Origin of the sequence: Pseudomonas sp. UBA7500, from assembly GCF_002478435.1 — a bacterium.
GTDB lineage: Bacteria > Pseudomonadota > Gammaproteobacteria > Pseudomonadales > Pseudomonadaceae > Aquipseudomonas > Aquipseudomonas palmensis.
On the sequence record NZ_DLNW01000018.1, the window covers coordinates 59900 to 85677 of the forward strand.

The 25778-nt window shown below is 64.7% G+C and carries 22 protein-coding genes; 15 read left to right on the forward strand and 7 right to left on the reverse strand.

Going from position 1 to position 25778, the window contains the following annotated elements; translation table 11 throughout:
• Positions 1–5 precede the first annotated feature (5 nt).
• Genes B4I46_RS08330 through B4I46_RS08350 form a run of 5 tightly spaced genes read left to right on the forward strand, consistent with a single transcriptional unit; the run spans position 6 to position 4735 of the window.
• Positions 6–836, forward strand: coding sequence for a dihydroorotate dehydrogenase electron transfer subunit (locus B4I46_RS08330; RefSeq protein ID WP_286899586.1), 831 nt, complete (start codon positions 6–8; stop codon positions 834–836).
• Positions 836–1771: a dihydroorotate dehydrogenase gene (locus tag B4I46_RS08335; RefSeq protein ID WP_043864015.1), complete on the forward strand. Its 936-nt coding sequence runs from the start codon at positions 836–838 to the stop codon at positions 1769–1771. Before B4I46_RS08330 ends, B4I46_RS08335 begins: the two co-directional genes overlap by 1 nt.
• Positions 1768–3024, forward strand: coding sequence for a Zn-dependent hydrolase (locus tag B4I46_RS08340; protein WP_286899589.1), 1257 nt, complete (start codon positions 1768–1770; stop codon positions 3022–3024). The genes B4I46_RS08335 and B4I46_RS08340 overlap by 4 nt, the downstream gene beginning before the upstream one ends.
• Positions 3021–4379: a dihydroorotase gene (locus B4I46_RS08345; protein ID WP_286899590.1), complete on the forward strand. Its 1359-nt coding sequence runs from the start codon at positions 3021–3023 to the stop codon at positions 4377–4379. Before B4I46_RS08340 ends, B4I46_RS08345 begins: the two co-directional genes overlap by 4 nt.
• 26 nt (positions 4380–4405) lie before the next feature.
• Entirely contained in the window at positions 4406–4735 is a 330-nt protein-coding gene (locus B4I46_RS08350; RefSeq protein WP_054914373.1) for a hypothetical protein, read from the forward strand.
• A gap of 39 nt (positions 4736–4774) precedes the next feature.
• Here the strand turns inward: B4I46_RS08350 and B4I46_RS08355 are convergent, their stop codons facing one another.
• A complete protein-coding gene (locus tag B4I46_RS08355; RefSeq protein WP_058540305.1) occupies positions 4775–5677 on the reverse strand; it encodes a LysR substrate-binding domain-containing protein in 903 nt (300 codons plus the stop codon).
• A 148-nt stretch (positions 5678–5825) separates the two neighbouring features.
• Here B4I46_RS08355 and B4I46_RS08360 point away from each other — a divergent pair, with 148 nt between their 5' ends.
• From B4I46_RS08360 to B4I46_RS08405, 10 genes are all read left to right on the forward strand, one after another.
• On the forward strand, positions 5826–7409 hold the full coding sequence (locus tag B4I46_RS08360) for an amidohydrolase (RefSeq protein ID WP_196933051.1): 1584 nt from the start codon (positions 5826–5828) through the stop codon (positions 7407–7409).
• Positions 7410–7502: 93 nt separating this feature from the next.
• Positions 7503–9239: an amidohydrolase gene (locus tag B4I46_RS08365; RefSeq protein ID WP_254999878.1), complete on the forward strand. Its 1737-nt coding sequence runs from the start codon at positions 7503–7505 to the stop codon at positions 9237–9239.
• Positions 9240–9253: 14 nt separating this feature from the next.
• Complete coding sequence (locus B4I46_RS08370; protein ID WP_286899594.1) at positions 9254–10255, forward strand: CobW family GTP-binding protein; 1002 nt, start codon at positions 9254–9256, stop codon at positions 10253–10255.
• A 186-nt stretch (positions 10256–10441) separates the two neighbouring features.
• The gene (locus tag B4I46_RS08375; protein WP_286899596.1) at positions 10442–12043 is read left to right on the forward strand and encodes a 5-guanidino-2-oxopentanoate decarboxylase; all 1602 of its coding nucleotides are present in this window, start codon (positions 10442–10444) and stop codon (positions 12041–12043) included.
• 73 nt (positions 12044–12116) lie between these two features.
• Positions 12117–12896, forward strand: a complete 780-nt coding sequence (locus B4I46_RS08380; protein WP_043864096.1) for an ABC transporter ATP-binding protein — start codon at positions 12117–12119, stop codon at positions 12894–12896.
• A gap of 80 nt (positions 12897–12976) precedes the next feature.
• Positions 12977–13753 carry a transporter substrate-binding domain-containing protein gene (locus B4I46_RS08385; protein ID WP_054914377.1) on the forward strand — a complete coding sequence of 259 codons (777 nt, stop codon included), beginning with the start codon at positions 12977–12979 and terminating at the stop codon, positions 13751–13753.
• A gap of 36 nt (positions 13754–13789) precedes the next feature.
• Positions 13790–14503, forward strand: coding sequence for an ABC transporter permease (locus tag B4I46_RS08390; protein ID WP_043864005.1), 714 nt, complete (start codon positions 13790–13792; stop codon positions 14501–14503).
• Between the two features lie 10 nt (positions 14504–14513).
• Positions 14514–15203, forward strand: a complete 690-nt coding sequence (locus tag B4I46_RS08395; RefSeq protein WP_043864004.1) for an ABC transporter permease — start codon at positions 14514–14516, stop codon at positions 15201–15203.
• 44 nt (positions 15204–15247) lie between these two features.
• Positions 15248–16429 carry a pyridoxal phosphate-dependent aminotransferase gene (locus B4I46_RS08400; protein ID WP_043864003.1) on the forward strand — a complete coding sequence of 394 codons (1182 nt, stop codon included), beginning with the start codon at positions 15248–15250 and terminating at the stop codon, positions 16427–16429.
• 21 nt (positions 16430–16450) lie between these two features.
• On the forward strand, positions 16451–17911 hold the full coding sequence (locus B4I46_RS08405) for an aldehyde dehydrogenase family protein (protein WP_286899602.1): 1461 nt from the start codon (positions 16451–16453) through the stop codon (positions 17909–17911).
• Between the two features lie 45 nt (positions 17912–17956).
• Here B4I46_RS08405 and B4I46_RS08410 read toward each other — a convergent pair whose 3' ends face one another.
• The 6 genes from B4I46_RS08410 to B4I46_RS08435 all read right to left on the reverse strand — a co-directional run bounded on the left by B4I46_RS08410 (position 17957) and on the right by B4I46_RS08435 (position 25777).
• Positions 17957–18979: a radical SAM/SPASM domain-containing protein gene (locus tag B4I46_RS08410; protein WP_313717985.1), complete on the reverse strand. Its 1023-nt coding sequence runs from the start codon at positions 18977–18979 to the stop codon at positions 17957–17959.
• Positions 18976–19866: a JmjC domain-containing protein gene (locus tag B4I46_RS08415; RefSeq protein WP_043864000.1), complete on the reverse strand. Its 891-nt coding sequence runs from the start codon at positions 19864–19866 to the stop codon at positions 18976–18978. Before B4I46_RS08415 ends, B4I46_RS08410 begins: the two co-directional genes overlap by 4 nt.
• A gap of 11 nt (positions 19867–19877) precedes the next feature.
• Positions 19878–21098, reverse strand: a complete 1221-nt coding sequence (locus tag B4I46_RS08420; protein ID WP_157811394.1) for a hypothetical protein — start codon at positions 21096–21098, stop codon at positions 19878–19880.
• 20 nt (positions 21099–21118) lie between these two features.
• Positions 21119–21289: a hypothetical protein gene (locus B4I46_RS08425; protein ID WP_157811395.1), complete on the reverse strand. Its 171-nt coding sequence runs from the start codon at positions 21287–21289 to the stop codon at positions 21119–21121.
• A gap of 169 nt (positions 21290–21458) precedes the next feature.
• The gene (locus B4I46_RS08430; protein WP_286899607.1) at positions 21459–22595 is read right to left on the reverse strand and encodes a hypothetical protein; all 1137 of its coding nucleotides are present in this window, start codon (positions 22593–22595) and stop codon (positions 21459–21461) included.
• Between the two features lie 14 nt (positions 22596–22609).
• On the reverse strand, positions 22610–25777 hold the full coding sequence (locus B4I46_RS08435; protein WP_286899609.1) for an AAA family ATPase: 3168 nt from the start codon (positions 25775–25777) through the stop codon (positions 22610–22612).
• Position 25778 lies beyond the last annotated feature (1 nt).

The following is a 25778-nucleotide window of genomic DNA, read 5'->3' on the forward strand; positions in this document are numbered from 1 at the left end:
CCTCAATGAACGTGATTTCCGGCTGCTGCCAGGCGAGTGCCCTGACTCCCCCAGACGACACCTTGGCGGTCGTGATTTCCAACCAATGGGTCAACGATGAATACAAGCGCCTGGTGCTACAGGCCGACGGCGCCGCCAGCCAGTCGCTTCCGGGGCAGTTCTTCAACCTGCTGTGCCCGAGTGAAGGCGAGCACAAGCCGTACTTCCGTCGCCCCATGAGCACTTACAAGGCCGACCCGGCCACGGGCCAGGTGGAGTTTCTGTACAAGGTGACCGGCAAGGGCACCTATGGCCTGGAGACGCTTGGCCAGGCGCAGACCGTGGAGATTCTTGGCCCGCTGGGCAAGGGCTTCGACCTGCAGCCGGGGTGGCAGCACATGATCATCGTGGCCCGGGGCGTGGGGCTGGCCACCCTGGCGCCGCTGGCCGAAGCGGCGCATCGGCTGGGCATCCGCCTGACCGCAGTGCTGAGTGCCCGCAGCGAGAAGAGCCTGCTTTCGCGCGAGCGCTTCGCCTCGCTGGGGGCCGACGTGCGGGTGGTGCTGGATGAGGATGGCAGCAGCTCGCCCGAACGGCTCGAACCGCTGCTGCGCCAGATCATCGCCCGTGAAGGCACCGATGCGCTGTTCACGTGTGGCTCCAGGCGGCTGACCCAGTTGCTGAAGAAGCTGAGCGCCGAGCTCGGCCTGGTGGGCCAGGTAGCGCTGGAGCAACAGATGGTGTGCGGCCTGGGCATGTGCCAATGCTGCGTTGAGGTGTTCGAGGTGAACGGGCTCAGGGTGGGCAAGCGGGTATGCCTCGAAGGCCCTGTATTCGACCTGGCGGAGGTGGTGTGATGATCAATCTGAGCGTACAGGTCGGCGGGTTGCGCCTGAAGAACCCGGTGATGCCGGCATCGGGCACCTTTGCCGAAGAGCTTGCCCACCTGCTGGACTTCAACCAGCTGGGTGCACTGGTGACCAAGACCATCACCACCGAAAAGCGCAGCGGCAACCCGATGCCGCGGGTCTGCGAGCTGAACGACGGGATGATGAATGCCATCGGCATTCCCAGCAAAGGCGCGCAGCTGTTCATCGACAAGGTGGTGCCGTTCTACCGCGACTACGACGCGCCGTTGATCGTGAGCATTTCGGCGCCCACGGCCCAGGGCTTTGCCGACCTGGCGGCGCGGCTGAGCGATGTGCCTGGTGTGGCCGGCATCGAGGCCAATATCTCGTGCCCCAACCTGGAAGCGCATGGCCAGTCGTTCGGCATGCAGGCTGAAAGTACCCGCGACGTGGTGGAGTTGATGCGCCAGGTCACCTCGTTGCCGCTGTGGGTCAAGCTGACCCCCAATGCCGGCGAGGTGGTGCCGGTTGCCCTGGCTGCGCAGGAGGCCGGTGCCGATGCCGTCGTGGTGGGCAACACGCTGCTCGGGTTGTCGGTGGACATCGAGCGAGGCCGCGCGCGGCTGGGCAACTTCATGGGCGGCATATCCGGCGCCGCCATCCGCCCGCTGATGGTGCGCCTGACCTATCAATGCGCCCAGGCGCTGGAAATTCCGGTGATTGGCTGCGGTGGCATTGCCACGGCCGACGATGCGCTGGAGTTCATCTATGCCGGCGCCTCGGCGGTGCAAGTGGGTACGGCCACCTTCCTGCACCCGAAAACCATGAACACCATGGTGTCTGAACTGGAGGCCTACTGCCGGCGCAAGGGCGTTGCCTCGATCAGCACCCTGATCGGCGCCCTCGACGATTTGCCCGCCGAGCCGTTTGGAGCCTTGCCATGATCGCGCAATGGCCTGAACAGGCCGCCAGACTGTTCGACACCATCGCCGCCTTGTCACGCGATGCCCAGGAGGGGATCACCCGCGAAAGCTACGGCCCCGGCGAGAGTGACGCCATCGCCTGCCTGAGCGACTTCGCCTTGACCCAGGGGCTGGAGGTGGCAACCGACCGTGCGGGCAACGTGATCTTCACGCGCAAGAGCGACAATGGCCAGCCCGCACTGTGGTACGGCTCGCACCTGGACTCGGTGCCCCAGGGCGGCAACTACGACGGCCTGGCCGGCGTTGTGGCGGGCCTGCTGTGCCTGTGCCGGCTCGACCGCGAGGGCGTGGCCACGGCGCAGCCGGTGCGGGTCATCGGGTTGCGTGGCGAGGAGAGCGCCTGGTACGGCAAGTCGTACATAGGTTCGCGTGCGCTGGTCGGCGGGTTGAGCGAGCACGACCTGCAGCTGACCAACCGCTTCAGCCAGCGCACCCTGGGCCAGGCCATGCAGGCCGTGGGCGCCGACCTGGCAGCGATTGGCCGTCGGCAGTGGCTGGTCGATCGCACCCAGTTTGCCGGCTATCTGGAAGTGCATATCGAGCAGGCGCAGTCGCTGGAGCGCATGGGGCAGGCCGTGGGGATCGTGCCCGGCATCCGCGGCAACCTGCGCCATAACCAGGTTCGCTGCCTGGGCGAAGATGGCCATTCGGGCGCCGTGGCTCGGGAGGACCGCCACGACGCCGTGTTTGCCGTGAGCGAGCTGGTGGCCCGCATCGACCAATGCTGGCGCGAGTACCTCGCGGTCGGGCGAGACCTGGTGGTTACCGTCGGCACACTGGGGACCAACGCGGCGCACCATGCCGTCTCGCGTATTCCCGGTGAGGTCAGCTTCAGCCTCGAGATGCGCAGCCTCGACATGGCCACGCTCGAGGCCTTTCACGCGGTTGCGCTGCACGAGGCAAAGGCCATCGAGCAGGCCCGCCAGGTTCGCTTCGAGTTCGACCTGCGTATCGACACGGCCCCGGCGGCCATGCACGCCCCCTGGGTCGAGGCGCTGGTGCGCCAGGCCCGCCAACAAGGCTGGCAGGGCGTGCTCACCCCCAGCGGGGCCGGCCATGACGCTGCGGTTTTCGCCAACGTCGGCATCCCCAGCGCCATGCTGTTCATCCGCAACCAGCACGGCTCGCACAACCCTCACGAGGCCATGGCCCTGGACGACTTTCTGGTGGCCACCGAGGTGCTCTACCACACGACACTGGAGCTGACACCATGAGCGTACCCCGCAATGCCTGGCTGATCCGCAACGCGACCCTGGTCAACGAAGGCCGCACCTGGGCGGCCGATGTGCGGCTGCGCGAGGGCCGCATCGACTGTATCGGGCAGGCCCTGCAGCCGCTTGCCGGGGAGGGCGTGATCGAGGCGCACGGCCTGTGGCTGCTGCCGGGGATGATCGACGATCAGGTGCACTTCAGGGAGCCCGGCCTGACCCACAAGGCGGACATCGCCAGCGAGTCGCGGGCCTGTGCAGCGGGCGGCATCACCAGTTTCATGGAGATGCCCAACACCAACCCGCCCGCGCTCGATCGGGCCAGCCTGGAAGCCAAGTACGCCATCGCCGCCGCATCGAGCGTGGTCAACTACGCCTTCTACATGGGGGCAAGCAACGACAACCTGGCCGCCATTCGCGCCATCGACCCGGCCAGCACGCCAGGGCTGAAGGTGTTCATGGGGGCCTCGACCGGCAACATGCTGGTGGATGACCCCGAGGTATTGAACGAGATCTTTCGGGTTTCGCCAGTGCCGATCATCACCCATTGCGAAGACACGCCCATGATCAATGCCGAGCTAGAAAAGGCCAGGGCGCGCTTTGGCGAGGATATTCCGGCCCGCGAGCACCCGCTGATCCGTTCGCGCCAGGCGTGCATCAGGTCCACTCGGCTGGCCATCGAGCTGGCGTGCAAGCACGGCACGCGCCTGCATGTGCTGCACATCTCCACGGCAGAAGAGCTGCAGCTGTTCGAGCCCGGCCCCCTCAGCGGCAAGCGCATCACCGCCGAAACCTGCGTGCACTTTCTGCACTTCACCGATCACGACTACGAGCGGCTGGGCTTTCTGATCAAGTGCAACCCGGCGATCAAGTCGGCCAGTGACCGCGACGCCATCGTCAAGGCGCTGGCCGAAGGTCGGCTCGACGTGCTGGCGACCGACCATGCCCCGCACCTGCTCGAAGAAAAGCGCAGCACTTACGCCAAGGCGCCGTCAGGCATTCCGCTGGTGCAGTACGCGCTGCAGGCCGCCCTGGAGCGCGTCTTCTGCGGGGAGCTGAGCCTGGAGCGTCTGGTCGAGGTGGTCAGCCACGCACCGGCGCAGCTGTTCCAGGTCAGTGGCCGGGGCTACCTGCGCGAGGGCTACGCCGCCGACCTGGTGCTCGTCGACCCGCAGCGCCCGCACCGGGTGAGCAATGACCAGGTGCTGTCCAAGTGCGGCTGGACGCCGTTTGCCGGTACCGAGTTCTCATCGAGCATCGTCGCCACGTTCGTCAATGGCGAACGGGTGTGGGACGGCGTCACGGTGAACAGTGCAGTCCGTGGGCAACGACTTTCCTTCAACCGCGCCACGCCTGCCTAGTGGCGCAACAAGAGGTACGAACAACGATGAATTTTCATGAAATGGTGCAACGCTTCGCCGCCGCGCTGCCGGGCACCGACTCGTTCAAGCAGGCCAACGCCGACTGTGAGGCCATCATCCGTGACCAGCCGTTCCAGGCCGGCGCGGCCTTTCTGGTCGCGGGCTTTTGCCGCAGCTACGTGCTCATCTACGAGGATCAGGGGCTGGAGCACGACTTCGCCCTGCGCAACCAGCGCCAGCTGCTCGAGTACATGAACAGCCTGCAGGCGGCCCTGGCGACGTGCGATCACGCGATTGCGCACCAGGCGCTGATCGAAGTGGTGACCCATTACGCCAGGAGCGAGCGGATTTTCTAGGGCGGCGGCTGGCGGCGCCAGCAGGCCGGAGCCAACGGCCTAGAGCGCCGTCCAGGACTGCCTCGAAGCCTGCAGCTGGTTCTTGATCCAGTTGGTAAAGGCCCGCACGGCGGGCCGTTCGCACTTCTGCAGGTCGGTGACCAGGTAGTAGCCGCGGTGCGAGTGGATGACGATATCGAAGGGGCGCACCAGCAGCCCCTTGGCCATGGAGTCGCCACACAACAGGTTGTCGCCCATGGCAACGCCCTGGGCCGCGATGCACGCCGCCTGTGCGCAATGTGCATCGGAAAACAGGATGCCGGTGGCCACGTTCAGCTCCGGGGTGTTCGCCGCCGCCTGCCACACCCGCCAGTCGCTGTAGTCGCTCATGTGCAGCAATGGGAACGCGGCCAAGTCCTGCGGGGTCTTGAGCCCGCCCAGGGCGTTGATCAGCCGCGGGCTGCAGACCGGAAAGTAGTTCAGCGCCGCTATCTGCTCCACCTGCATGCCAGGCCAGTCGCCGATACCGTAGGAGATGAACAGGTCGGCGTTGTGGTTGCTCACGTCATCCGCCGTGGTCGGTGTGACCATGTGCAACTGGACCTGGGGGTATTCCTTCACGAAGCCGCCGATGTGATGGCACAGCCAGTAGGTGGAAAACCCCGAGCTGCAACTGATGGTCAACTTGCCATACACCTCCTGGTCATCGACCCGCCGGCCTGCATCCTCCAGGTTGGCCAGCAGGCGCTGGATCTCCCGGGCGTAGCGTTCGCCGCGAAACGTCAGCGAGATACCCCGGCCCTGGCGCTCGGTCAGGGCAAAGCCGAGGGTGTCCTCCATGCCCGTGATCTGATGGCTGATGGCGCTGCGGGTGAGGTTGAGCTCAAGCGCCGCGGCAGTCACGCTGCCCAACCGGGCAACCGCTTCCAGGGCACGTAACGCGGGCATCGAGGGTAGACGCATGGGGCGCTCCACTGACTTATTGTTGAGCAAATATAAACATTAATGGCGAAATAAATCGATTGTCGTATTTTCTGGTTCAACAATACTAGGCAGGCCCTGCGGGTCCGAGCCGCTCAGCGGGGTCACATACCAATAAGGAATGCCCTGCATGATCGAGCCCAAGGCCTTTGCCCAGAACTGGGTGGACCAACAGCAAACGACCCTGTCCGACTGGCACCAGGTGATCTGGCACTATGCCGAGCCAGCCTTTCGTGAGTACAAGTCCTGCGCCTGGTACGTCGAGCTGCTGCGCAGGCAAGGGTTCGAGGTGGAGGAGGGCAGCGGCGGCATGCCTACCGCTTTCTGCGCCACGTTTCGCAACGGCGACGGCCCTGTGCTGGCGACCTACGCGGAGTACGACGCGGTGCCGGGCAACAACCAGGCGGCGACCACCCGGCGCCAGCCGCGCGAAGGGCTGTCGCGTTTCGCCCCGGGGCATACCGACCCTCATTCGGCGCTGGGCATCAGTGCCCTGGGGGGCCTGCTGGCCGCCAAGGCCGCCATGCTCGAACATGGCATCGCGGGCACGCTGAAATTCTTCGGCGAGCCGGCGGAAAAGCTGCGCGCCTCCAAGCCGGTGCACGCGGCCAAGGGCTATTACGATGACCTGGACGCGGCCATCAGCTTCCACCCCACGTACATGCTGCCGCTGAACAACACCACTACCTGGGATACGCACTGCGGCATCGCCTACGCCTACATCTATACCTTCACCTGCGATTCGCCCCAGGACTGGATCGCAGCGGACAAGTACAGCCCGATCCCGCAGAACCACCTGGCCGCCAGGGCGCCTGGGGCCAACGACGCGCTGGTGCACTTCTATACCCTGAACGAGAGCATGCGCCGCTCCACGTTGCCGTTCACCGGGCTGTGGAGCTACAACGAGGCGATCCTCACCGCCGGCCAGGCCACAGCCGACAACCTGCCGCCGCACATCGCGCAGATCCAGTACCTGTCGCGCTGCGACTCGCTCGAGCAGGCCGAGGCTATCTCCCAGGTGATGGACAACAACGCTGCCGCCGCCGCCCTGGCCACCGGCTGCCAGTGGAACAAGACTTGGGTGTGCAAGTCCCGTGGCGGGCTGCCCAACCATGTGCTGGCGCAGGCCACCTACGACAACCTGCAGGCCATCGGTGCCCCCACCTGGGACGACGAGGCCATCGCCATCGCGCAGCAGATCCAGGGCAACCTGGGGCTCGAACCCATGGCCCGGCCGTTTCTGCCCGAAACCGAAACCCTGATCGACCCACAGGAGTGCGAGCGCCTGCTGCGCCAGCAGATGCCCGCCTGGCAAAAGCACCTGACCTCGGACGACTACCCCGAATACACCTGGCATTGCCCGACCGTGCGCCTGCTGGTGGCCCGCCCGATGCTCTCGGCACCGCCTGGCTACACCTACCCGGACTGGGTGCCCAATGCCCTGGGCGGCATCCGCCAGACCATCGACCCGATGATCCAGGTGGCGGCCAAGACCATCGGTGCCACCCTGGTCGACCTGCTCACGCGGCCCGAGCTGCTGGCCGCCGCCCGCCAGGAATTCACCGAGCGTACCGGCGGCGGCATTGGCGGCACACGCTGGCAGGCGCCGCTGCTGCCCCGGGACTTCAAGGTCCCGCATGACTTCCGCTGGCCCGAATACATCCGCACCGCCCGTGGCGAGGAGTGGTGGATTCCGGCCCGGGACGACGAATAGCCGACCGGCGACGGCGCCTGCGGCGCCTTTTACCCAACCTGGTTTTCTTGGACTGGTGCCGCGCGGCGGTGCCATGCAAAGGTGTTCCCTGCGATGAGTGCGATGACCGATTACCGCTCCAGCCATGTGCCCGGCCCCCAAGGCGCCGCCGACCTGGTGTTTCTGAATGGCCGCATCTATACGGTCGATGAGTCTGCCCCCTGGGCCGAAGCCGTGGCCATTCGCAATGGCAGCTTCGTCGCGGTGGGCAGCAACGACGAGGCGAAGGCGTTCGTCGGCCCGCGCACCCAGGTGGTGGACCTGGACGGCCGTTTCGTGATGCCGGGTATCTACGACATGCACACCCACCCGGACCTCAAGCTTGCGCCCGGGTACTCCGGCTACCTCGAAGTCGGCGTCAGCGATCCGACCCCGGAGCAGGTGCGCCAGGCCATTCTCGACTATGCGGCCGAGCACCCGGGCGACGGCTGGGTGTATGGGCAGTACTTCGTGCGCTACACCTTCAAGCAGGCCGGGCTGGTGCCGTCGCGCCAATGGCTGGACAGCGTGCTGCCGGACCGCCCGGTGGCGATCCTGGATCGCTCCTGGGGCTGCATGATGGTCAACTCCAGGGCGCTCGAGATCGCCGGGATCGACGCCGACACCATCGACCCGCGCCACGGCTACATCGAGCGCGACAGCGTCACCGGCGAGCCGACCGGCATCCTGGTGGACGGCGCCTATGCACTGATGCACGCCGCCATGCCGCCCACGCCGCAACACGCCCTGAAGCGTGCCTACCGCGAAGGGGTGTGGTTCCAGAGCGGTCATGGGGTGGTGGGCACCAAGTATGTGCACGTGTGCGAGCACCGTCTCAATGCGCTCAAGGCCATCGACCAGGCGGGCGAGCTGTCGGTGCGCGTGGAGGCCGCGATCAGCTGGCAGGACGACATCTTCCCGGTCAAGCGGCGCTGGGAGCTGCTGGCGGGTGAGCGTCACTTCTATCGCAGCGCACGGCTCAACGCCAATGCGGTCAAGTTCCACTTCGACGGCACCCACGAATCGCGCTCGTCGTACCTGTCCAGCGCATGGCCGGGGGAGGAGCGCTGGCGCGGCCACCTCAACCTGACCCCCGAGCACATCACCGACATGGTGGTGGACATGGACCGCCGGGGTATCCGGGTCATCGCCCATTGCACCGGTGACGGCGCCTCCGACCTGTTCCTCGATGCCGTGGCCATGGCGCGGGCCAAGAACGGGCCCGACGGCGTGCGCCACCAGTGCGCGCACAGCACCACCTTGCTGGATGCCAACCTGCCGCGTTTTGCCGCGCTCAACGTCACCGCCGAGTTCTCCCCGGTGGGCTGGTTCCCTTCATCGTTCGCCAACGCCCGCGCCGTGTTCGGCGAGGACCGCATGCAGCGCGCCTACAACTTCAAGGGCGTGTTCGAGCATGGCGGCGTTGCGGTGATGGGCACCGACTGGCCGGTGTCCAGCATCAACCCCTGGGTCGGCTTCGAGGCCATGGTCACCCGGCAGAACCCGTTCGGCGAGGAGCAGGGCAGTTTCTACGGCTCGCCCATCAGCCTGGAGCAGGCCATGCGCGTGATGACCATCAACGGGGCGTGGTGCATGGGTATCGAGGACAAGGCCGGCTCCATCGAGACGGGCAAGTCCGCCGACCTGATCGTGCTCGATCGCAACCTGTTCGAGGTGGAGCCCAAGGGCAACATTCACAACACCCAGGTGCAGATCACCGTGCTCGAAGGTGAAATCACCTGGGACCGCAACGGCGAGTTCGATGCCGGCACCCACGCGGCCACCTGGCGCCGTGAACTCCCCAACTTCTGAGGCGGGCCGTTTTGATGAACAAGCAGTCTCCCATTCCGGTGACGCTGGTGTCGGGGTTTCTCGGCTCCGGCAAGACCACCCTGCTCAACAAGATCCTGGGCAGCGATCACGGCTTGCGCATGGCGGTGATGGTCAATGACTTTGGCGCGATCAACATCGACAGCGAGCTGATCGTCAGCCAGACCCAGACCACCCTCAGCCTGGCCAACGGGTGCATCTGCTGCACGGTTGAAAGCGACCTGATCGAGCAACTGGGGCGCCTGCTCGGCGACCGGCAGAACCGCCCGGAGTACATTCTGATCGAGGCGAGCGGGGTGTCGAGCCCGGGCAAGATCGCCCGCACGCTGAAGTACCCGCAGTTTCGCGATGCGCTGTCGATCGACAGCATCATCACGGTGGTGGACACCGAGCAGTTCGGGCAGCTCGAGGGCGAGATGGCGCAGTTGGCCATGGACCAGCTGGACGTGGCGGACATCATCGTGCTGAACAAGGTGGACCGGGTCGAACGCAGCCAGATCGAGGCGCTCAAGAGCCGCTGGCTGTACCCCCGGGCGCGAATGCTCGAATGCCAGTATGGCGATGTACCGCTGGAGCTGGTGCTGGGCGTGGGGCGCGGCAACCCGCTGGCGTCCTTCACGCCGGCCAAGGCGGCCTCAGCGCCGAGCATGGGCGGGCACGCGGCAGATCACGCCAGCGTGTTCGAGTCCTGGAGTTTCGCCAGCGACAGACCGATGGCGCTCGACACGCTGCGCGCGACGCTGGCGCAACTGCCGGCGTCGATCTATCGGGCCAAGGGCACGCTGCACATCGCCGAAGTGCCGGGCAAGCGGTTCATCATGCACCTGGTCGGCAGCCGCTGCGAGATCCTGCCCGACCGCGCCTGGGGCGATGAAACGCCCCACACCCGGCTCGTGTGCATCGGCAAGCGCGGCACCCTGGCCCCCGAGGGGCTCGAGGCCGGCTTCCAGGCGTGCGTTGTCCACACAAATGACAAGCTTTATTCACATCATGGGTGAAGCGGAATTGGCGACGGCCTCCGGCAGGTTCAGCAATGTGGGTGGTAGTGGCCTTCTGGCCTGTGCGGAGGTGGCAGGAGTGGTGAGCAGATATCAACAATCAGCCAAATTTAATTCGATTGTGGTTGCCCAGCATCTACTGAAAAATGCCTCGGCGGTCTGGTAAAAATAACAGGAGAAGACCCAATGACTAGTTGTGCTCAGGCGCTCGTCAAACTGCTTGAAGGTTATGGTGTGGACACCGTGTTCGGTATTCCGGGCGTGCACACTGTTGAGTTGTATCGCGGATTGCACGGTAGCCGGCTTCGCCATGTCAGCCCTCGCCACGAGCAGGGCGCAGGGTTCATGGCGGACGGCTATGCCCGAGCCAGTGGCAAGCCGGGGGTGTGCTTCATCATCACAGGCCCCGGCATGACCAACATTCTGACCGCCATGGGCCAGGCCTACGCCGACTCGGTGCCGATGCTGGTGATTTCCACCACCAGCCGTCGCGAGCACCAGCGGCTGGGGCACGGTTACCTGCACGAACTGCCTGACCAGCGCGCCATGGTGGCCGGCGTGTGTGCCTTCAGCCATACCCTGCAGCGCCCGCAGGAACTGCCGGAGGTGATTGCCCGTGCCTTCGCGCTGTTCGGTTGCGCCCGGCCGCGCCCGGTTCATATCGAGATCCCGCTGGATGTGCTGGAAATGCCGGCCGATGGCCTGGACCTGAGCCCTCGCGCATTGCCGCTGGCCAGCGCGCCTGCCGAGGCGGCCGTACAGCAGGCCGCCGCCTTGCTGGGCGCGGCACGGCGGCCGCTGATTCTCGCCGGCGGCGGCGCGCGCGGTGCCAGTGATGCACTGCGGGCACTGGCCGAGCGTCTCCAGGCCCCCGTTGCGCTGACCACCAATGCACGCGGCATCCTGCCGCCTGCGCACCCGCTGCTGCTCGATGGCGTGCAATCGTCCGCCCATGGCCGTGCACTCTTTGCCCAGGCGGATGTGGTGCTGGCGGTGGGCACCGAGCTGGGCGAAACCGACTACGACTTCTTCGGCCTCGGGCCACTGGCCCTGCAGGTGCCGGTGATTCGCCTGGACATCGACCCGATGCAGATCCTGGGCGTGCAACGCGCAGCCGTCGGGCTGCTTGGCGACGCACGGTTGGGGCTGCAGGCCCTGATCGCAGCGCTGCCCGGGGCGGCCGCAGACAGTGACTGGGCCGCGTTGAACGTGCCGCGGGTCAATGCCGCCGAGCGTGGCAGCTGGACCGGCAGGCAGCAGGCCATGCAGGCGCTGCTGGATACGCTGCGCGACAGCCTGCCGGCGCCGATCCTGGTTGGCGATTCGACGCAGCCGGTGTACCAGGGCGCGCTGGGCTACCGCGCACCGGCCCCGTGCACCTGGTTCAACGCCGGTACCGGGTACGGAACGCTGGGCTACGGCCTGCCGGCGGCCATCGGTGCCAAGGTTGCCCTGCCTGAACGTGCCGTGGTGGCGCTGGTGGGCGATGGTGGTTTGCAGTTTTCGAGCGCCGAACTGATCGCGGCGCGCGAGCACGGCATCGGGGTCATCCTGGTGGTGTGGAACAACCAGTGCTACGGCGAAATTCGCGACTACATGACGGCGCGCGACATTGCGCCCCTGGGCGTGGACATCCTCACGCCGGACTTCGCGGCCTTCGCACGCTCCTGTCATGTGCAGTACCACACCGCCGGCAGCCTGGACGGGTTGCGCGATCTGCTGCAAGGCCTGGAGAGCGGCGAGCCGCATGTCATCGAACTGAACGCCTCGGACTTTCTGCCTGCCTGACGGGGCTGTCCGGTCGGGTTGATCAACAACAATGGGACATCGAAGCATGATCCACGAAAAAGGGCTGCCAAGCATGCAGTCGACCCCCGTCGTCGCCATCGATGACCTGCACAAGAGCTACGGCGACCATCACGTCCTCAAAGGGATCTCCCTGCGTGCCCATGAGGGGGACGTGGTGTCCCTGATCGGTTCCAGCGGCTCGGGCAAGAGCACCTTGCTGCGCTGCATCAACCTGCTGGAGATTCCCAACGCCGGCAGCCTGCGCGTGAACGACGAGGAAGTCAGGTTCAGGCAGGGGCGTGGCGGGGTGCGCGAGATCGCCGACCTGCGCCAGGTCGAGCGGCTGCGTGCGACCCTGAGCATGGTGTTCCAGAACTTCAACCTGTGGCCGCATCGCACCGTGCTGGAGAACGTGATCGAGGCCCCGGTGCATGTACTGGGTGAGAAGCGCCAGGACGCGATCGCGCATGCCGAGCAGTTGCTGGAGAAGGTCGGGCTGGCCCACAAGCGCCATGACTATCCCTCGTTTCTGTCCGGTGGCCAGCAGCAACGGGTCGCCATCGCGCGGGCACTGGCGGTACGGCCCAAGGTGATGCTGTTCGACGAACCTACCTCGGCGCTGGACCCGGAGCTGGTGGGCGACGTGTTGAAGGTGATCCGCGACATCGCGCAGGAGGGCCGCACGATGATCCTGGTGACCCACGAGATGGCGTTCGCGCGGGATGTCTCCACCCAGGTCGTGTACCTGCACCAGGGCCAGATCGAAGAGCAGGGCCCACCGCAACAGGTGATGCTCGACCCGCACAGCGAGCGGTGCCGCCAGTTCGTGATGGCGCAGAACAATCGCTCATAACAACACTATTCATCCGCGGGGGCGTGCCCCTGCATTGTCCGCTGCCAAAAACCAAACAATAGCTGCATAAGGACTGTTAAATGAAAAAGACACTCGTTGCTGTCGTGCACTCGCTCCTGCTGGCCGGGGCGATCAATGTCGCTCACGCCCAGGACAAGGTGGTGTTCGCGATTTCCCAGGAACCCTACCCGCCGTTTTCCTTCAGAAACAGCAATGGTGCGTGGAGCGGTTTCGAGCCTGACCTGATCAGCGAAGTGTGCAAGCGCATGCAGGCCGAGTGCTCGCTCAAGGGAATGGCCTGGGACGGCCTGATTCCGGCGCTGCGCTCCAAGCAGGTGGACGTCATCATGAACTCGATGTCCATCACCCCCGAACGTGAGCAGGTGGTGGACTTCAGCGACCCGTACATCGAGACGCCCGCACTGTGGGTCGGGGATGCCGCCCTGGAACTGACGCCCACCCCGGAAGGGCTCAAGGGCAAGATCATCGGCGTGCAGGGCTCGACCAGCCATTCGGCCTACGTCAAGGAGTACTTCGGCAAAGGCTCGACCATCCGCTACTACAACGACCAGGACGACCTGCTGGCCGACCTGCGCAGCGGCCGCATCGACATCATGCTGGCCGACAAGATCTCGGTGGAGCCGATGCTGGCACTGCCCGACAACGCGATGCTGGCCGGCAAGGGCATCGCGCCGGCCGACCCGCTGTTCGGCAAGGGCATCGGCGCGGCGGTGCGCAAGGGCGACGATGCCCTGCGCGAGAAGCTGAACCAGGCGCTCAAGGCCGTGCGCGAAGACGGCACCTACGACGCCATCGGTGCGCGCTACTTCAAATCCAGTGTCACAGCCGCCCAATGAGGCGGTTGAAACCTGCGCGGGTGATCGGGTGCCTGTATGACCATTTCTGAAATGTCCAATCTGCTGTTCGCCGAGGGCTGGATTCAAACCCTGGCCCAGGGCGCGGTGAAAACCCTGGGTATCTCCCTGGGGGCCTTCGCGCTGGGCCTGTGCATCGGCCTGCTCGTCGCGTTGATCAAGCTCAGGGGGCCACGCTGGATGGTCGCCTGTGCCAACTGCTACACCACGCTGTACCGCGCCGTGCCGGAACTGCTGCTGATCCTGCTGCTGTACTACGCAGGCACCGACCTGCTGAACCTGGCGATGGCCGCGATGGGCCGGCCCAGTGTCGAGATCAACGGGTTTCTGGCTGCGGTCGTGGTGCTGGGGATTGTCCAGGGCGCCTACTCGGGTGAGGTGATTCGCGGCGCCGTCGAGGCCATTCCTGCGGGGCTGGTGGAGGCCGGCAGGGCCTACGGCATGTCGCGGGCAAAGCTGTTGAGCCGGATCATCCTGCCGTGCATGTTGCCGTTCGCCATCGCGGGCCTGTCGAACCTGTGGCTGGTGCTGGTCAAGGAAAGTGCGCTGATCAGCGTGGTGGGCTACAGCGAACTGCTGACCGCCGGGCGTCAGGCGGCGGCCAGCACCAAGCACTACCTGCTGTTCTACCTGGTGGTCGCGGCGTTCTATTACGTCATCACCCTGGTTTCCAGCATGGTGTTCCGCAAGTTCGAGGCCGGCTTCGAACGCTGGATGCCCAGGAACGTATAAGGGGACGATCATGGATTTGACTTGGCTGAATGATTTTTCCAGTGAACTGCTGCGCGGTGCCGGCCTGACCGTGCAGTTGCTGCTCATCTCGGCAGGCTTCGGGTTTGTACTGGCCATCGCGATGGCCCTGGGGCGCCTGTCCAACAGCGTCGTGCTGGCCAACGCCTGCCGGTTTGTCAGCAGCGTGATTCGCGGCACGCCGCTGCTGGTGCAGATCTACATCCTGTATTACGGCGTCGGCAGCGTGCTGGCCAGCTACCCGCTGATCAGGGGCGGGGTGTTGTGGCCCTACCTGCGCGAAGGGTTCTGGTATGTGGCCCTTGCACTGACCTTGAGCGTGGGGGCGTATGTGGGCGAAGTGCTGCGCAGTGGCCTGCGCGCCGTACCCAGGGGCGAGCTTGAAGCGGCACGCGCCTATGGCATGCGCCGCGGGCAGATCCTGCGCAGGGTGTGGTTGCCGCGGGCATTGCAGATGGTCAGGCCGACCCTGGCGGGGGAGAGCGTGATGCTGCTCAAATCCACGGCGCTGGCCTCCACCGTCGCGGTTACCGACCTGCTCGGCGCCGCCAACATCGTGCGTTCGCAGACCCTGCGGGTCTATGAGCCGCTGCTGTTGGTGGCGATCACCTACATCGTCCTGGCCCTGATCATCGAAAAGAGCTTCAAGTTGATGGGCACCACCTCGCAGCGTCGAGTCTAGTGGCTAACGTATTGGCGTCGGTCTGCACGCCACAAGGAATTCAAATGAAGTATTCATCTCTGGTTCAACGCATCAGCGGCGAGAGCGTAGCCGCATGGGACATTCACTATGCTGCCTGCCAGGCGCAGGAGCGGGGCGAGAACGCGATCATCCTCAGCATCGGCGACCCCGATTTCGCGACGGACGATGCGATCTGCGAGGCCGCGATCCAGGCCCTGAAGGCCGGCGATACCCACTACACCCCGGTAGTGGGCCGGGAAAAGCTGCGCGAAGCCATCGCGGCCAAGCAGCGCAAGCTGCTGGGCATACCGGTGGCCGCCGAGAACGTCGCGCTGGTGGCCGGTGCGCAGAACGGCCTGTACGCCGCAGCCATGTGCCTGTTCGAAAGCGGTGATGACGTGCTGGTGCCCGAGCCGATGTACCTGACCTACGCTGCCAGCGTGCAGGCATCCGGTGCGCGGCTGGTGTGCATCGAGCAGCCTGCCGAGAAGGACTTTCGCCTCACGGCCCAGGCGCTTGAAGCCGCACTGACCCCCAACACCCGTGGCATCGCCCTGGCCACGCCGAACAACCCCACCGGCAACGTCTACACCCGCGAGGAGCTGGAGGCGGTGGCGCAGGTGGCCCGGCGTCACGACCTGTGGGTGATCTCGGACGAGGTCTACTGCCAGCTGACCTACGACGCGCCGCACATCAGCATCGCCAGCCTGGAGGGCATGGCCGAGCGCACGGTGGTGCTCAACAGCCTGTCCAAATCCCACGCCATGACCGGCTGGCGGGTCGGCTGGGTGGTGGCGCCCACGAGCCTTGTCCAGCACCTGGACAACCTGCTGCTGTGCATGCTCTACGGTCTGCCGGGCTTTGTTCAGGAAGCCGCGCTCAAGGCCATCGAGCTGGACGATGAGATCGTCGCCTCGGCCCGCGAACTCTACACCCGCCGCCGTGACCTGATCGCCCGGGAGCTGGACGGGGTGCCGCTGATCAAGGGCAAGGTGCCCGAGGCGGGCATGTTCATGCTGCTGGACATTCGTGCCACGGGCCTGTCGGGCGTCGATTTTGCCTGGGCGCTGTTCCGCGAGACCGGCGTCTCGGTGCTCGATGCCCAGGCCTTTGGCGCCAGTTGCGCGGGCTTCGTGCGGGTGTCGTTCACCGTTGCCGACAAGGACCTGCTGGACGCCTGCCAGCGGATCCGCCAGTTCATCGAGAAGCTGCAGGCCGGCCTCTGAGCCGCTTGCGAAGGAATGACGATGCTCCCTCCTGAATGTTCATCCGAAGTGCTCGCCGGCGTGCTGATCGGCGAGCAATGGCTCGCCGACGGCCCGCCGCTCGAGGTCATCAACCCCTCCACCGAGGCGCTGATCGCCACGGTGGGCGGGGGCAACGCTGAAACCGTCGAGCTTGCCGTGCAAAGCGCCGCTGCAGCGTTTGCGCAGTGGTCAACCAGCACTGGCGCGTTGCGTGCCCAGGTGTTGCGCCGCATTGCCCGGGGCATACAGCAGAACCGCCAAACCCTGATGGCGCTGCAATCGCGCAACAACGGCAAGCCATTGGCCGAAGCGGGGCTGGACGTGGACGACGTGATAGCCACCTTTGACTATTACGCCGACCTGGCCCAGGGCCTTGACGCTGCACAGGACCGTGGCGTGGAGGTGCCTGCCAGCGACTATGCCGCGCGCTTGCGGCGCGAGCCGTGTGGCGTGGTTGCGCTGATTGTGCCGTGGAACTTCCCCATGGTCACCACGGCCTGGAAACTGGCGCCGGCCCTGGCGGCGGGGTGCACGGTGGTGCTCAAGCCATCGGAGGTCACGCCGTTGCCGGAGCTTGCACTGGCGCGGATCATTCTCGAGGCGGGCCTGCCGGCGGGCGTGTTGAACATCGTGTGTGGTACCGGCCTGGCCGTGGGCGCACCCTTGTCGGCGCACCCGCAGGTGGCCAAGATCTCTTTCACCGGCAGCAACGCGGTGGGGGTTCAGGTAATGCAGCGCGCGGCAGAGACAGTGAAGGGTGTCAGCCTGGAGCTGGGCGGCAAGTCTGCGTTGATCGTGCTGGAGGACGCCGACCTGGAGCTGGCGGTCGAGCTGACCTGTGGCGGCGGCTTCTACAACGCTGGCCAGATGTGCTCGGCCACCAGCCGGGTGCTGGTCGCCGAGCACCTGGCGGACGCCTTCGTGGCAAAGGTCAGGGCCCGCGCCCAGGCGATCATCGTTGGCGACCCCTTTGTCGACGGGGTGCAGATGGGTGCGCTGGTCAACCGTGCCCAGTACGAGCGTGTGCTGGCGCACATCGCGCGCGGGCTGGCTTCCGGCGCCCGGCTCGAGTGCGGCGGTGGGCGCCCGCAGGGCTTGGCGCAGGGGTTCTACGTTGCGCCGACGGTGTTCACCGACGTGGCGCTGGACAGCAGCTTGTGGAACGAGGAGATCTTCGGCCCGGTGATCTGCATCCGCCGTTTCGGCACCGAAGCCGAGGCCATCGCGCTGGCCAACCAGGGTGATTTTGGCCTGGTGGCCACGGTGGTCGGCCGCGACCGCGTTGCGGCCAACCGGGTAGCGGATGCCTTGCAGGCCGGCATGGTCTGGATCAATGCGCCTCAGGTGATCTTCCCGCAGACCGCCTGGGGTGGGTACAAGCAGAGCAGCATCGGGCGCGAGCTCGGCCCCTGGGGGCTGGCAGCGTTTCAGGAGTTGAAGCATGTGGTGAGTGCTGGTTGATTGGCGCTGGCCGCAACACACCCAGCGCAAGCATCACCTCTGGCATCAGATGTTGAATGCCGGTATTGCACCACGTGCTGCCTGGATCTGCGGACACCGGGGGTCGGGCTCTCCCAGTTCGCCGGTATGCTGGTAGCCGCTACCCAGGCAGCCACCGTTGCATACGGCAAAGTAGCGGCAGCCCTGACAGGTGGGATGCTCCACCTTGATCTGCAGTGGCTGGGCAAGAATGGCCGATAGCGGTTGTTGGTACAGGTTGCCCATGGGGTGGGCCTTGAAGCAGGTGCAGGAGCACACGTCGCCATTGGGGTAGATATAGACCTTCGCCGTCGCAGCACCGCAGTTTTTTGTGGTGATGGTTCGGCCAAGTTCGGCGATGGCGTCGTCACCCAGCGCTTGCAGCCGACTGAAGTCGTACATTGGAAACGCCAGGATGCGCGTTTTGTAGGGCTGCTTGCGCAGCGCATAGACATGCTGGTTCCAGGCCTGGCTGCAGACCTCCATGCCTGATGAGGCGCGCCCTGCGTAAGTTGCCCGCTTGATTGCGATATGGGTCAGTTCAAGGTCATCCAGCGGTTGAATGAACTGTTCGATGCGCGCGAAAAAATCGAGGTCGATGACGGTCGCCGACACACTGCACGAAATGCCTTGTGCCCGCAGCCTGGCGAGTGTGCGCAGCGCGCGCCTGTAGGTGCCGGCCCCACGCACCAGGTCATGTTCGGCTTCTGTGCCATCCAGGGATATCTGTACCGAGAGTGACGGCTGCCCGGTCCATTGCTCCAGGATGTTCTGCTTGTAGAACGACGTCACGCCGTTGCTGTTGATCTTGGTCTGCAGTCCGAGCGCAAGGCTGTGCCGCAGAATGCTGTCGAAATGGCGATGCAGCGTGGGCTCTCCGCCCGTGAGCAGCACCAGGCTATGCGCATGGTCCTGGCGGATCTGCGACAGCGCGTCGAGGATCATCGCCTTCTCGGCGGTTTCGTCGCGATAGGGCGAAGAGTCGCGGATACAGTGGCTGCAGGCCAGGTTGCAGCGTTCGGTCAGTACGAAATAGAACTGTTCCATCATTCAAGCTCGAGATAGGGCCGTGCGTGCAGGTCGAGGTCGAAGTCTGCCTGCGAGGTGGCGCTCAGGTGATCGACCAGGGCCTGCACCGGCACCTGTTGGATGGGTGAGGTCGAAGGTTGGAACGGTTGGCGCACGTAGGTTTCCAGCAGTGTGGCGAAGTTCTCATCCTGCTCCTGACGCACCAGCCACTCCCTCAAGGTCAGTGGGTACAGCCCCACAGCCAGGTGCGCCGAGTGCCGGGCTTCGGTACGAGTGAAGTGCCAGAGGCCGCGAGGGCAATAGAAGACATCGCCCTGTTCGAGCAGCACCGAAGACCAGCCGGTGGCAGCCGCATCGATTGCAGGAACGCGCTGATGACGGATGGCCTTTGACAACACATGCTGTTCGTCGCGGTAGTACCAGCGTTTGCTGCCGTGGATCTGCAGCACCAGTACATCGTGCCTGTCGAAGTGAGGATTGACGCCTCGCTGGTTGGCGGCGGTGTAGTAGCCGTTCATGCCGATGCGCGTATTGAGTTCCGAGGCGAGCGTATCGGTGAAATTCTCCAGTCGCGCACTGTGTTGCTGGATGTTGTCGAAAACCAGCGTGCCGCCGCGGGCAATCGCGTGCAGCATCTTTTTCTTGTTCAGCGTGTTGTTCTGGTTGTTTGCATAGCGATCCACATCATCGATCAGATCGTATTTGTGAATGGTGTTGTTGTGGTTGGTGATGCGCACCTTCGGGTACAGCAAGGTGTTGCTGTTGAGAATCTGGTTGAAGGCCTGCATATCCAACAGGCTGGAAAATTTCTGCGGGCTGCCCTTGATGTGCAACGCAGCGCGATCGAAGTATTCATCCAGAAACTGCTGCTGGCTGATGTGTTCGAAGATGAAGTTGAATAGGGTCATGGGGCAGGGCTCTACCTGGGCTTGTTTATGAGCGTGATACCTGAATCGATCAACTTGCCAAGTTGCGCGGGCGGCAATTGGTCTTCGATATGACTGATATCGATTTCCACCAGCGCGGGCAGCTCGAACAGCCAGTCCGGCAGGCGGCGTATGTGAGTCCGGGCGATGCCCAGACAGCGCAGATGACGGGCCTGGGCCAACTGCTCGGGCAGTGCCTCGACAGGGTTGGCTCCCAGGTTGAGCCGCTCGATGTCCAGCTGATCGACCGGCCAGTCGATATGTCGAAACCTGTTGCGATAGAGGCTCAGGTGCTTGAGGCGACACCCAGCAGTGGCGGGCCATCGCAGCTCCCGCAGACTGTTCTTGTACACCAGCAGGGTATCGAGCCCGGGGGGTGCAGCGGTGAGGTCCAGAGTCTGCAAGCTGTTCGCCCCCAGGCCGAGCCATTTGCAGCCGGGAAACACCGTGGACGCGCTCTGCAGGCTCATGCAGTTGCTGCCCAGCTCTGCCGCCAGCACGCTGGGGATGGCAGGCAGCCGGGTCATATCGCTGTCGCACAACCGTGCCCGATTGAGCTTGAGTGTGCGGGGGGTCAATGCCCGGATGGCGTGAAAGATATCGTTCAACCGCGCTCGGGGAGTCTCGAGTAGCAGGCTCGACCCATTCTCTTCGTCATCGAAGTCGAGCAGCTTGCGGTCGGGGGCCCACATGGGGGGCCTGCCGGTGAGCTGCGCCAGATGGTCCCACGCTTTGCAGGGGGCTGTGCTGCCTGCTTGCAGTTCTGCGGCGATGAGCGATGCAATGCGTGCCGGCGTGTCGCTGTCCAGCTTGATGGGCAGAATCTTCAACCCACCGAGAAAATAGAACAGCTTGCGCAACTTGATGTGGATGGGGTGGTGTGGGGATACGAATTCATCCGATACATGACGATCGCCCTTGAGGGTGACAAAAATGCGTCGGCCCGCCAGGCTCCGGGTATCGCGCCAGTGCCGCAGGCTCAGCAGGTGTTCGTCCGACAGGTCGTTATCGCCCAGGATGGGAAGCACCAGCACGATGGCTGCAGTAGAGGGTGTGTCCGGGTGCCTTGCACATCCAGCAGCGCCGGTATCGAGTGTATCGATACGCTGGTGCACAGGATGTCCAAGGGCTTCAAGATGCGCCCCGAGGACGCCGGGCAAAGCGGCGGCCGACGACAAGCCTGAAACGATCTGCAAATCAACTGACATTGTCATTGCCGCCACCGCCCTTGGCGTCAGTCGCGCAGTTCCTTGTCGCAGTGATCCGCTTCTTTCCACAGGCCGAACATGGCCTCGAAGTCACTGAGGGTACCAGGATCCAGCTCGCTCAATTTCAGTGCCGGGCGCTTGATTTCGGTCATCGAGTCCAGTGCCGGGGATTGAAGTTCAACTGTTTTCGATTGCATCACGAGTGTCCTTTATCGGATTGGGCGGGGTTTAACCGCACGATGCTAGGGGTAATACTTTCCGTTGGCAACAGAGGGGCCTGTCGAGCGGAAAGTTCGTTTGCGCAGGTTGCAACATAGCGGCAACCTGCGCGAATAGGTTGCTCGGAAGATGCCACTCGGGGAGGGCTCAATCTTCCTCGCAGCTGTCGAGCATCTCTTCCACGGTCTGGCGGGTGTCGTGGTCCAGCCCTTCGATCAACCGCGCCCTGACTGCATCGCTTACGCGGGTGCTGTTGTAGCGCAGGGAAACCAGGATCGCCAGCCTGACCTCTGTGTCCGGGTCGCTGGCCAGGGTCAACTGCACGTCTTCTTCACTGGGCATGGCCAGCAGGCCAAACAGCCTGTTTGCCAGTTCCTGGCGGACCTTGCTGTCCTTGTCCCTGGCCAGGATCCGCTGCGCCTCTGGGGTGAGCTGATTCATGTAGCTGGATGACTCCACCAGTTTGAGCCTCACGCTTGCCAGCGCGTTCTGGGCCAGCAGCGCCTGGGTTGCGGGAGACAGCCGGCGGTTTTCAGCCAGCGCCAGATGCACGCTGCTTTCCTCGTCGCGCAACAGCTGCAGTTGTGCTTCCTCGCACAGGTCACCTCCATTCCAGTCCTTGTTGCCCCTGGCCAGTGCGATGCGCACGCAGATCTCGTCGTCCTTGGCCAACACCAGTTGCGCCGATGGTTTGAGCTTGGGGTAGGTAGCCAGCGATTCGCGGATGTCCTGTTCGACGTCTTGTGCCAGGATCTCCTGGGCCCGCGAATGCAGGGTGAACATGAAGTGGCTGTCACGTTCTATCAGGCGCGCACGCACGGACTCGTCCGGGTCGTTGGCCAGCAGCAGTTGTGCGGCTGTGCCGACGTGTTGATTGGCGGCCACGGCGAAGCGCACGTTGACATTCTTGTCCTGTGCCAGCTCCAGTTCCATGTCGCGATCCATCCACCAGTCGCGCAGCAGTGCGATGCGCACGTCGGGTTCGGGGTCGCGCAGCAACTGACGCAGAAAGTCGCTGTCGACGGCCTTGTTGGCGGCCAGTCGAGCCCTGACCTTGGCGCTCTTGTGCGCCGCCAGGGCCTCTTGCACGGGCCTGGTCAGCGTCGAGTTGTCGGCCAGCGCTTCGAGCAGGGGTTGCGCCTGTGCGCCTTCGGCCAACAGGTCGGCCTGCAGATGAGCAGGCAGCTTGCCTTGCGCAGCCAGTACCAGCTTTTCCTTGCCTGGAGGCTGCTCCTGCCCGCTCACGGGCGATTGTTGCGCGCCCATGTAACCAGAGAGGATCATGCCGATGGCCCTTCCTACCGATCACTGGCCTCGGCTGGCGCTGCTGTTTTCGTCTGGCAGATCAGGGTCATCAGGGTTTCACCGATGGCCGTGTTTGCTGCCAGGGTTTGGCGGACGTGCTCGCTGCCGATCTTGTACAGACGCAGGCACTGTGCCTCGCTCAGGTGGCGGTTGCCGGCCAGGGCGCGTTGCACCGCTTCCACGTCGCCGATCAGCTTGTCGGCGACCGGCCCGGCCAGCGCCGGGTTGCTTGCCAGGCGGGTTCGTACATCGATGTTGCTGTCATCGGCCAGCCGGGCTTGCAGCGGTGCTGTCACGGCCCGATTGCCCGCCAGCGCACACAGGGTCTGCGCATCGCCTCGTTCCAGCAGGCGCTGCTGGATGTCAGCGCCGAGGGCGGCGTTTTCCGCCAGTTCCTGCTGGATCTCGGGCAGGTCACCGGCCAGTTGCTGCTGCACGTCATCCAGCAGGTCTGCTACGCGTGCCAGGCATCTGCGGACGTCGGTGCTTGGGTCTGCTGCCAGATGGCGCTGCACGCTTGGCTGTACCGTGTCGCGCCAGCGCACCAGACGCTCGCGTACATCGTCCTGCTCATCGCACATCAGTGCCTCGAGGATCTGCTCGTCCAGGTGGTCGTTGCCTGCCAGCGCCTCGCGCACGTTGGGCTCGGGGTCCTTCAGCAGCCGCGCCTGCACCTCGACATTGAGCGCGCTGTTGCCTGCCAGAGCGCGACGCACGTCCTCCGATTCATGCTGGCTCAGGCCCATCTGCAACAAGGCGGACCCCAGGTTGGTGTTGCCAGCCAGGCTGGCCTGTACCTCTTCTACGTCTGTGGTCAGGCATTGCAGAGCGGCGCTGGTGAGGTTCGGGTGTTCGGCAAGAATGCGCCGTACCTGCAGGCTCGGGTCCCGAGCCAGCAGCAACTGGGCAGGGGCACCCAGGTTGTCGTTGCGTGCCAGGGCCTCGCGCACATCAGGGTCGCATTTGACCAGCTCCAGTTGTACCGCGTCGGGGAGGGCGGTCGCGCCTGCGCGGCGGGCCAGCGCTTCGAGTACATCCTGGTCTTCATCACGGGTCAGCAGCAACTGCACGGTTTCGCTCAGTTCGTCACGCCGAGCCAGGCGCTCGCGTACCTCGAAGGAAGGATCGCGGGCCAGTTGTTCCTGTACCTCGGGATGCAGGTTGTCGTTGCCGATCAGGTGCTCGCGCACGGTAATGGCTGTGTCCTTGGCCAACTGTTGTTGCACGACCTTGCTCACGGCCTTGTTGGTCGCCAGTGCCCTGCGTACCAGCGGCTCCTGATCCGCCAGCAGACGTTGCTGCAACGATTCGTCGTCGGTTCTTTTCGCCAACTGACGGCGTTGCTCGGCGTCCAGCTCGAGGCGTTCGAACTGCGCCGCTATCAGGTCATGCGGCGCGTGGGCATGCAGGCAGGCGAGGTGCAGCAGGGCGCGATCGAAGCCGGGTTGGCCTTCTTCGATGTTGATCCGCAGCGTCAGCAGCTTTTCCGGGCAGTTGGGGTTGCCGTAGGCCGCGGTGCGAACCTTGGCGTCGGTATCGCCGACCAGCCTCTCCAGCAGGTCGTCAGGGCAGTCTTCATGCCGGGCGACTTCCTCGCGGCGCAGCGCATTGTGGTTTTCGGCCATCTGAATCATCTGCGCCACGCTCAGGCCGTCGCTGGCTGAAGCTGGCTTGAGCTTGAACTTCTCGAACAGCTCTTCGTACTTGGCCACCTGATCGCGCAGGGTTTCACGCAGCGGCACGGTCAGGTCGATGGCGGCTTCGAGGTCTTCGAATTTCAGCGGGCGACCGTCCAGAAAGGCGGTTTCGCGTGCTTCGTTGATGGCGTTCTGGATGTCCGCCCCGGCGTAGTCGCGGCACTGGGTCACCAGCTTGCTGCGCTGCGCGGGTTCGAGCTGCACCGTCTCACCCTTGAGGTGGATATCGAGAATCGCGCCGCGCTCGACCGCATTCGGGAAGCCCACATAGAACACTTCGTCGAAGCGCCCCTTGCGCAACAGTTCCGGCGGCAGGGTAGCGATGTTGTTGGCGGTGGCGATGACGAACACTGCGCCGGTCTTCTCCTGCATCCAGGTCAGGAAGTAGCCGAACAGCCGCGACGAGACTTCGGAGCCGCTGCCGCTGGTCAGGCCGACGAAGGCTTTCTCCAGCTCGTCGATCCACAGGATGCACGGGCTGACCGACTCGGCCATGCTCAGGGCTCGGCGCATGTTGTGCTCACTTTCCCCGACGTACTTGCCCAGCAGCGAGCCGATGTCCAGGCGCAGCAGCGGCAACTGGAACAGGCCGGCGGCGGCCTTGGCCGTAAGCGACTTGCCGCAGCCGGGCATGCCGGCGATAAGCACGCCCTTGGGCGCCTGCACCCGCGCGTCACGCGCTTCGCCGAGGCGACGGAAGATCTGTGCGCGGCGGCCCAGCCAGGTCTTGAGGTTTTCCAGGCCGCCGATGTCGGTGGCGTTCTCGTTGACCCGCAGCATTTCCAGCACGCCGCTTTTGGCGATGATCTGCTCTTTTTCATGCTGGATCAGTACCAGGGCGGCATCGTTGATCTGCTCGTGGTGCTGGCGGACCATCGCCAGTGCCGAGCGGATCTCTTCCTGGTTCAGGCCGCTGCACGCTGCGTGCAGGCGCTGACGCAGGCCCTCGGGTACCAGCAGGTCAAGCTGCTGGCACACCGCCTCGAGCTGGCTGGTGATTTCCTCGCCCCGGGGCAGCGGCAGGGGCAGCAGGGTGATCTGCGCTTCGATCTGTGACGGGATGTGCAGGGTCTCCGAGACCAGTACCACCGCCGACGTGCCGCGATGATGGCGCTGGATACGGTTGAGCAACTGCTTGAGCCGAGCCACCGCCAGCGGCTGGTTTTCCAGCGCGCTGCGGGCGTCCTTGATGATGAACAGCTTGTGGTCCAGATCGTCGTCCAGCAGTGATGGCAGGCTTTCGGCCAGGTCTGTCCTAGGCCCCTGGCTGCCCCGTGGCTGCTTGTTGACGAAGTCCACCCAGCCATAACCCAGGTTCCATTCCTTGGGGTGCATGCCCAACTGGCTCGCGACATCCTGCAGCATGGTATCGACCCTGGCTTCTTCGCCGGAGTGGATGTACAGCCCGGGATAGCCGGCGACCAGATGGGATTTGATCTTGTCCTTGAGTTCGAGCAGGTTCATG

Excerpts from the sequence above, each read along its gene's own strand:
- B4I46_RS08330 (WP_286899586.1), top strand. The coding sequence starts at position 6 with ATGAACGTGATTTCCGGCTGCTGCCAGGCGAGTGCCCTGACTCCCCCA.
- B4I46_RS08335 (WP_043864015.1), top strand. The coding sequence starts at position 836 with ATGATCAATCTGAGCGTACAGGTCGGCGGGTTGCGCCTGAAGAACCCG.
- B4I46_RS08340 (WP_286899589.1), top strand. The coding sequence starts at position 1,768 with ATGATCGCGCAATGGCCTGAACAGGCCGCCAGACTGTTCGACACCATC.
- B4I46_RS08345 (WP_286899590.1), top strand. The coding sequence starts at position 3,021 with ATGAGCGTACCCCGCAATGCCTGGCTGATCCGCAACGCGACCCTGGTC.
- B4I46_RS08350 (WP_054914373.1), top strand. The coding sequence starts at position 4,406 with ATGAATTTTCATGAAATGGTGCAACGCTTCGCCGCCGCGCTGCCGGGC.
- B4I46_RS08355 (WP_058540305.1), bottom strand. The coding sequence starts at position 5,677 with ATGCGTCTACCCTCGATGCCCGCGTTACGTGCCCTGGAAGCGGTTGCC.
- B4I46_RS08360 (WP_196933051.1), top strand. The coding sequence starts at position 5,826 with ATGATCGAGCCCAAGGCCTTTGCCCAGAACTGGGTGGACCAACAGCAA.
- B4I46_RS08365 (WP_254999878.1), top strand. The coding sequence starts at position 7,503 with ATGAGTGCGATGACCGATTACCGCTCCAGCCATGTGCCCGGCCCCCAA.
- B4I46_RS08370 (WP_286899594.1), top strand. The coding sequence starts at position 9,254 with ATGAACAAGCAGTCTCCCATTCCGGTGACGCTGGTGTCGGGGTTTCTC.
- B4I46_RS08375 (WP_286899596.1), top strand. The coding sequence starts at position 10,442 with ATGACTAGTTGTGCTCAGGCGCTCGTCAAACTGCTTGAAGGTTATGGT.
- B4I46_RS08380 (WP_043864096.1), top strand. The coding sequence starts at position 12,117 with ATGCAGTCGACCCCCGTCGTCGCCATCGATGACCTGCACAAGAGCTAC.
- B4I46_RS08385 (WP_054914377.1), top strand. The coding sequence starts at position 12,977 with ATGAAAAAGACACTCGTTGCTGTCGTGCACTCGCTCCTGCTGGCCGGG.
- B4I46_RS08390 (WP_043864005.1), top strand. The coding sequence starts at position 13,790 with ATGACCATTTCTGAAATGTCCAATCTGCTGTTCGCCGAGGGCTGGATT.
- B4I46_RS08395 (WP_043864004.1), top strand. The coding sequence starts at position 14,514 with ATGGATTTGACTTGGCTGAATGATTTTTCCAGTGAACTGCTGCGCGGT.
- B4I46_RS08400 (WP_043864003.1), top strand. The coding sequence starts at position 15,248 with ATGAAGTATTCATCTCTGGTTCAACGCATCAGCGGCGAGAGCGTAGCC.
- B4I46_RS08405 (WP_286899602.1), top strand. The coding sequence starts at position 16,451 with ATGCTCCCTCCTGAATGTTCATCCGAAGTGCTCGCCGGCGTGCTGATC.
- B4I46_RS08410 (WP_313717985.1), bottom strand. The coding sequence starts at position 18,979 with ATGATGGAACAGTTCTATTTCGTACTGACCGAACGCTGCAACCTGGCC.
- B4I46_RS08415 (WP_043864000.1), bottom strand. The coding sequence starts at position 19,866 with ATGACCCTATTCAACTTCATCTTCGAACACATCAGCCAGCAGCAGTTT.
- B4I46_RS08420 (WP_157811394.1), bottom strand. The coding sequence starts at position 21,098 with ATGACAATGTCAGTTGATTTGCAGATCGTTTCAGGCTTGTCGTCGGCC.
- B4I46_RS08425 (WP_157811395.1), bottom strand. The coding sequence starts at position 21,289 with ATGCAATCGAAAACAGTTGAACTTCAATCCCCGGCACTGGACTCGATG.
- B4I46_RS08430 (WP_286899607.1), bottom strand. The coding sequence starts at position 22,595 with ATGATCCTCTCTGGTTACATGGGCGCGCAACAATCGCCCGTGAGCGGG.
- B4I46_RS08435 (WP_286899609.1), bottom strand. The coding sequence starts at position 25,777 with ATGAACCTGCTCGAACTCAAGGACAAGATCAAATCCCATCTGGTCGCC.